This window comes from Lentzea sp. NPDC005914 (assembly GCF_040629405.1).
GTDB lineage: Bacteria > Actinomycetota > Actinomycetes > Mycobacteriales > Pseudonocardiaceae > Lentzea.
On record NZ_JBEXVQ010000088.1, the window covers coordinates 1 to 5,309 of the forward strand.

At 69.3% G+C, this 5,309-nt stretch carries 5 protein-coding genes; 1 reads left to right on the forward strand and 4 read right to left on the reverse strand.

Annotated elements, in window-relative coordinates; genetic code table 11:
* Nucleotides 1–205 precede the first annotated feature (205 nt).
* Nucleotides 206–601 (reverse strand): MmcQ/YjbR family DNA-binding protein, encoded by a 396-nt coding sequence (locus ABZ345_RS47305; protein ID WP_359862326.1) that lies wholly within the window; start codon nt 599–601, stop codon nt 206–208.
* A gap of 234 nt (nt 602–835) precedes the next feature.
* On the opposite strand from ABZ345_RS47305, the gene ABZ345_RS47310 reads away from it, so the two are divergent.
* Entirely contained in the window at nt 836–1,663 is an 828-nt protein-coding gene (locus ABZ345_RS47310; protein ID WP_359862328.1) for an AraC family transcriptional regulator, read from the forward strand.
* Between the two features lie 13 nt (nt 1,664–1,676).
* Here the strand turns inward: ABZ345_RS47310 and ABZ345_RS47315 are convergent, their stop codons facing one another.
* The 3 genes from ABZ345_RS47315 to ABZ345_RS47325 all read right to left on the reverse strand — a co-directional run bounded on the left by ABZ345_RS47315 (nt 1,677) and on the right by ABZ345_RS47325 (nt 5,220).
* Nucleotides 1,677–2,654 carry an aldo/keto reductase gene (locus ABZ345_RS47315; protein WP_359862330.1) on the reverse strand — a complete coding sequence of 326 codons (978 nt, stop codon included), beginning with the start codon at nt 2,652–2,654 and terminating at the stop codon, nt 1,677–1,679.
* A gap of 61 nt (nt 2,655–2,715) precedes the next feature.
* The gene (locus ABZ345_RS47320) at nt 2,716–3,720 is read right to left on the reverse strand and encodes a zinc-binding dehydrogenase (RefSeq protein WP_359862332.1); all 1,005 of its coding nucleotides are present in this window, start codon (nt 3,718–3,720) and stop codon (nt 2,716–2,718) included.
* A gap of 63 nt (nt 3,721–3,783) precedes the next feature.
* Nucleotides 3,784–5,220: a carboxylesterase family protein gene (locus tag ABZ345_RS47325; protein ID WP_359862334.1), complete on the reverse strand. Its 1,437-nt coding sequence runs from the start codon at nt 5,218–5,220 to the stop codon at nt 3,784–3,786.
* Nucleotides 5,221–5,309: the final 89 nt, after the last annotated feature.

Consider the following 5,309-nt stretch of genomic DNA (forward strand, 5'->3'; position numbering starts at 1 on the left):
CCGAGGTGACCGGGCGCGTGGACGGCGTCCCCATCACGATAACCGCATACCTCCGGCGTCCTCTGTCGGATACCCGCCTCTGGCAGGCGCTCCGCCGCCAACTCACCGGGACCAACAAACCCACCACTGCTCAGTAGATCCTTTCTCCGGCGAGACCGCCGAGAAGCAAGCCTTGGCGCATGTCGCACCGATGCGAACTCCGCGCTCACCGGGCCGCCCGCGTTGCGCTGCCGCAGGTGTGCGGGTCGACGGGCTGTTCTGCCTTGGGCAGGTGAGCGACGACGAGCCTGTAGGAGTCGGTGACGAGCTCCCTGACGAACTCCTTGGTGACGCCGTCTCCGCCCTCCAGCGTGATCCAGTGCTTCTTGTTCATGTGGTAGCCGGGGGTGATGTGGCTGTTGTGTTCCCGTAGGGCAAGGGCCTCGCCGGGGTCTGCCTTGAGGATCACGACGGGACGCCCCGGGATCTCGGTCATCAGCATGAACACCTTGCCTCGTACCTTGAAGACTTCCCAGTCAGGGCCGAAGGGATGCCCCAGCCGGGCTCCGGGAAGTTCCTCGGCGCAGTCAGCGGCGGTCTTCTGCAGGATCGATCCGTTCATGGGGCGTTGCCTCCTCGGGTGGTGACGGGTTGTGGCATCGAACGACGCGGAGGGCGCGCCGCGCGGTCCCGGCGACACAACCCATCCTTTCCCTGAAACATGCAGAAACGGGCAGTAAGCTGCGGACACGTGATGGTCCACAAGCGACACTCCCGCACGCGCGGTCAGGCTGGACCGGCCGCGGTTCGGCTGTACGGTTTCCAGCCCCCGGTCGGCACTCCGTACGGGCTCGAGGTGACTACCGTCGAGGACTTCTTCGCCCAGCACGACGACTGGCCGTGGAACCCGCCCGTTCCGGGTCGCGCGACCTTTCACTACCTCATCCTGGTCACCGAGGGTGAGCTGCTGCACGATGTCGACTACGTCACGCGGACGGTCGCTCCCGGTCAGTGGCTGTGGGTGCGTCCCGGGCACGCGCAGTGCTGGCATCCGCCCGGCGCCGCCCGCGGGCCGTTCATCCTGTTCGAGCCGGACGTGCTGATGCCCGGCACCGCTCACCTCCTGGCCCCGCTCACCGCGCACGAGGCCCCTGCCGTGCTGAGCCCGCACCCCGATGACGTCGCCTGGCTCCAGCAGACGGCACTCCAGCTGCTGGACGAACACCGGGCGCTCGGGCGCCGCCCTCTCGATGTCCACCACGCCCTGCGTCGCAGCCTGCTCGAATCGCTGCTGCTGCGCCTCGCCAACGCCCACGGCATCGCCCCCGCCGACACGACGGCCGGCAGGGCCCGAAGTGACACCTACGGACGGTTCGTGGACACCCTGGAGCTGCACTTCCGCGAACTGCACCGGGCCGCCGACTACGCCGCACTGCTCGGCTGCTCGGTCCGCACCCTCAGCCGCGCCGCCCAGGACGTCACCGGCAGAGGGGTGCGTGAGCTCATCAACGAGCGGCGGCTGCTCGAAGCCCGGCGCCTGCTGGGAGGCGCCCGGTGGGATGCCCGGACCGTGGCCGCTCACCTCGGCTTCACCGATCCCACGAACTTCGGCCGCTTCTTCCGCGACCGCACCGGTCTCACCCCGGCAGCCTTCGCGGCCCGCGAAGCCACGACCCAACCGTGAGCGGGGAGTGGGGTCAGACCCAGTCGGGGGCGTGCTCTTCCGCATAGCGGGCGCCGAATCCGCCGGTCGGAAGGATCTCGCGGATCGCTGAGAGATCGGCCTCGGTGAGTTCGACGTCGGCCGCGAGGGCGTTCTCCTCCACGCGGGCGGCGCTCCGGGTGCCCGGGATCGGGACGATGTGCTCGCCCTGGGCGAGCAGCCAGGCCAGGGCGAGCTGGGAGACGGTGATGTTCTTGGCAATGGCCAGCCGGCCCAGTCGCTCCACCGCTTCGACGTTCTTCTCGAAGTTGCCAGGCTGCCAACGCGGGTCGGTGTTGCGCATGTCGGTGGCGTCGTACTGTCCCGCGGGCTTCGCGGTACCGGTGATGAAGCCGCGCCCGAGGGGCGAGTAGGGGACGAAGCCGATGCCGAGCTCGTGGAGGACGGGGAAGAGCTGCTCGACGTCGCGCTCGAAGAGCGAGTACTCGGTCTGCAGGACCGAGACCGGCTGGACGGCGTGCGCGCGACGGATGGTCTGCGGGCCGGCCTCGCTGAGGCCGAAGTACTTGACCTTGCCCGCGTCGATCAGTTCCTCGACGGTGCCCGCGACGTCCTCGATCGGCACGTCCGGGTCGACGCGGTGCTGGTAGAGGACATCGATCTGGTCAACGCCCAGGTAGCGCAGGCTGTTGTCGGTGACTGTGCGAATGTTGTCCGGGCGGCTGTTGAGGCCCAGGCCCTGCTCGGTCCGTGCGAAGCCGAACTTGGTGGCCAGCACGACCTCGTCGCGGAAGTCGCTCACGGCTTTGCCGAGCAGAACCTCGTTGTTGCCCGTGCCCCAGCCGTAGAGCTCGGCGGTGTCGAAGAAGGTTACGCCCAGCTCGTGGGCGTGGTGGATGGCGGCGATGCCCGCCTCCTCGTCACCGGGGCCATAGCCCATGGTCAGGCCCATCGAGCCGTAGCCGATCGCCGAGACGGTCAGGCCCTGGGTGCCGAGTGTCCTGTGCTGCACAAGGATTCTCCTGATCTAAAAGCAAGAAGTTCGTTCGGGCTCTACGTCGACCGTCAGCCGGTCAGTCGGTGAGGACGACGACGTGCTTGCCCGGCGTGGTGCCGGACTCGAGGTCGGCCTGGGCGTCACGGACCTGCTCGAGGCCGTGGTAGACCTTCGCGACCGGGACTGTGAGGCGCCCTGCGGAGATGGCCTGGAGCTGGTGGGCGAAGACGTCAGCCGGGAGGTCGGCGGCCTGCCCGTCGTAGGAGGTCAGCCGCACCCCGTTGGGGATCATGAACGGGGTGAAGTCGGAGATCGTCCACTGGCCTGCCAGGGCTCCGGTGAAGCAGACGGTGCCGTACCGGCGGACGGTGCGGAGGGTGTCGGCGAGGACTGAGCAGCCCACCAGCTCCAGTACGGCGTCGACACCGTCCGGCATCAGCTCGCGCACCTGGTCGGCGATGGTGCCGTTGTCGACGAGGGGATGGTCGACGCCCGCGGCCCGCAGTTCCCCGGCCCTCTCTGGGCTGCGGGTGGTGGACAACACGGTGGCTCCGAGGTCCTTGGCGATCGTGGCCGCGCTGAGCCCGACCGTGGAGGTGCCGCCGCGGATCAGCAGCGTCTGCCCCGCCTGCAGGCCGAGGCCGGTGGCGAGGGAGCCGTACGCGGTCTGGAACATCTCCGGCAGCGCACCGACGACATCCCACGGCAGGCCGGTCTCGAACGGAATGACTTGCGCTGCGGGGACGGTCACGTACTGGGCGTACGCGCCGTCGTACGAGCGGCCCATGCCGCCCATCATCGTGGCCACCTGCTGTCCCGGCCGCAGCCCGCTGTCCTCGTCGGCCTCGTCGACCACGCCGACGCCCTCGATGCCAGGCACGCGTGGGTAGGTGACCTCCGGGCTCGACTCGCCCTTGCGCGTGGTGACCTCGGACTCGTTGACGCCGAACGCCTTCACCTTGATCCGCACCCAGCCGGGCTTGCGCACGGGCACCGGCACGTCCTTGATCTCCAGTGCGTCGAGGCCTCCGGGCCGGGTGACGACGACGGCCCGCATCGTCGCCTGTACGGCATGGCTCATGCCAAGCTCCTTGCTCTGTTCGTTCCCTGCGAAGTTCTGCATCTCGGTACCGGCCCGCTGACCTCAAGGGCGGTCGATGCCGTCCCACAGGTCGAGGGCCGCCTGGTAGTGGGCACCGGCCTCGAAGGGCGGGTGGCCGACGCTTTCCGAGGTGGGCCGGTCCGTGACCGCGGGCCACAGGCGGGTCTGCTCGCCGGTGACGAAGTCGAGCACGATGTCGCGGATACGCGTGTCACGCTCGGCCTGGTCCGCGCTGCGGCCTGGTTGTTCCTGGCCGACCAGGGCGTGCATCTCGCCACCGTGCACGGCGGGTGCTCCCTCGGCGGGCCCGATCATCAGGAGACGAGCGGTGCCGCCCGCGGCGGCATGGGCCAGGGCCCCACGGGCCGCGGGGAGCGCGAAGAGGTAGTCCGCCATGACCGCGGCGCGGACTTCGGCCGGAGTGTGGCCGTCCTGGTCGTAGGTGTCGACGATCTTCTTCGCGCGGGAGCGGGGAATGCGCCACCCCGCGACCTCGTCGGTCACACGACCGAGCGTGCGCGGGTCGAACCGGTCCAGGTCGTTCGCCACCCACCAGCCCATGTCGTCACTGGCCATGCTCAGCAGCATGTCGACATCGCGGTGCGCGCCCGAGGCCAGGACGTCCATGGGGTGGGCGTGCACCACCGAGCCGGGTTGCCCGGTGTCCAGGACGACACCGGTGGCCTGGTTGTCCACCCCGCCGCGGACGCCGAGATCCGTCGGGCAGACCTTGCGCAGGGCGGCCATCAGGGAGGTCGCGTCGAGGTCGATCAGCTTGTCGGGGTTGTCCGCGACGCCGAGTTCGGTGACGAACCGGTGCGCGAGCTCCTCTGCCCACCAGGCCGGGACGATACGAGCGGGCCCGCCGGAGAAGCCCGCCAGGCGCCGGTACAGGCCGTTGGCGGAGGAGGCGCCGAGCAGCCCGAAGGTGGAGTAGGCGCCGGCGCTGTGGCCGTAGACCGTGACGTTGTCGGGGTCACCGCCGAAGTGGGCGATGTTCTGCTTGACCCAGGTGAGCGCGGCGATGATGTCCTGCAGGAAGAGGTTGCTGGCCTCGGCGAGCCGTCCGCCGTACTGCGAGAGCGAGAGCGCACCTAGTGCGCCGAGCCGGTAGTTGACCGACACGCCCACGACGCGTCCTGTCGCGGCGAGACCGGCGGCGTTCGAGGTGATCTGCGTGTTCGCGCCGTATTCGAATCCGCCGCCGTGGACGTACACGGCCACCGGCAGCGCGTTCGACACCGGCTGCTCGGGAGCCCACACGTTCAGGTTCAGGCAGTCTTCACCCATCCCGCTGTCCGCTTCGAGCCAGTCGCCGCTGTCGGGCTGGATGGAGACGACGCCTTTGCGGTCATGGGAACGGTCCGGATCGAAGCCCGCGACCACGGGACGGCGGTACCGCTCGGCGGTGGCATACGGAATGCCCCACCAGGACCGCACCCCTGGTGCAGTCGGGGCCGTGGGAGCGGTGGCGGTCATGACGTGTCCCTAAGGTTGATGTTGTTCGGGGTTAGTGCTCCGGATGCCCAGTGCGATGGGGTGTGGCTGATGACTTGTTGCCGTGAGGT